General features: G+C 67.6%; 1 protein-coding gene. It reads right to left on the reverse strand.

Annotated elements, in window-relative coordinates:
- Nucleotides 1–214 precede the first annotated feature (214 nt).
- A complete protein-coding gene (locus BKN37_RS27245; RefSeq protein WP_071030427.1) occupies nt 215–955 on the reverse strand; it encodes a hypothetical protein in 741 nt (246 codons plus the stop codon).
- Nucleotides 956–1,095 lie beyond the last annotated feature (140 nt).

Below are 1,095 nucleotides of genomic sequence, written 5' to 3' on the forward strand. Positions count from 1 at the left end.
CGCCCCCCACACCCCCCCCCCCCCCCCACCGCCCACCCCCTCATAACGCGCCGGCAGCCCCACAGGGGTAAAAGAGCCAGGCAGACAGCGGCCGCTACGCCAGATCAGCGGTAACCGGCTACTGCCGCTGTCTGTTTAGGGCACTGGCGGATCAGCAAGTCTTGTCGCGGCGTCGGCGAACAGGAGGATCAAGCGATCATCCGCGCGAACGCGACTACGTTTTGGCCTTGCCGCCGAAGATGATTCCGCCGATACAGCACACGGTGATCAGGATGCACATCGCCGCGGACAGCCACGCCGACGGGCCGGTGCTGAAGTCGTAGTGCTTGTCGATGTAGTCATTGGACGAGGAATCGAACACGATCACCACGTCGTCGGGGGCCATGGTCAGCCCGAGCGCCAGCAGCGACGCCACCACCGCGAACAGCGTGCTGACGATCGACAGTGGACGTCGGGCGATATTGCACAAGATGATGATCGCCATCAACACCGTCGGCAGCAGGATGAGCAGCGGCAACAGCACACCCGGAACGATCATCGCCGACGCGCCGTGATGCAGCGGCAGATCCTCGCCCTGGTGCGTCCACTCGCCCCAGCCGCTGATCATCGAGTTGTCCCCGCTGGCTTTCGGGGTGACATAGGTGAAGGTCAGGAATCCGGAGATGATGATCAGCACAAACCCGGTGAGGGTGCCGGCGGCGAAGAACCGGGTCGCCGTCACGTTCTGTAGCGGCGGCTGCGGGACCCGATACCCGCCCTGCGCGGGGTACGGGTAGGGATACGGATACGGCTGCGACGCACCGGGATATCCCGGCCCGGGGTACGGCGCCACACCGGGATACGGCGGCGGAACCGGGCCGGGAGCGCGGGGATGGCCGGGCGGTGCTGGCGGCGGGCTACCCGGCTGGTCGGCGTCATTGGTTTGCCCCACATCGGGCTGCGCCTCATCGCTCATCGACCCCACCCCTCGTTGCCCCCGCATATGGTTCGCTGATGGTAGCAAGCACGCCGCGTCGCACGACCCGACACGCTAGGGGGGCGCGGTGGGCGGAGGGTGCCTGAGGTCCGGGGCGGGGGGGTGGTGGGGCGGGGGGG

The sequence above is a fragment of the Mycobacterium talmoniae genome, from assembly GCF_001854525.1.
Taxonomy (GTDB): Bacteria; Actinomycetota; Actinomycetes; order Mycobacteriales; family Mycobacteriaceae; genus Mycobacterium; species Mycobacterium talmoniae.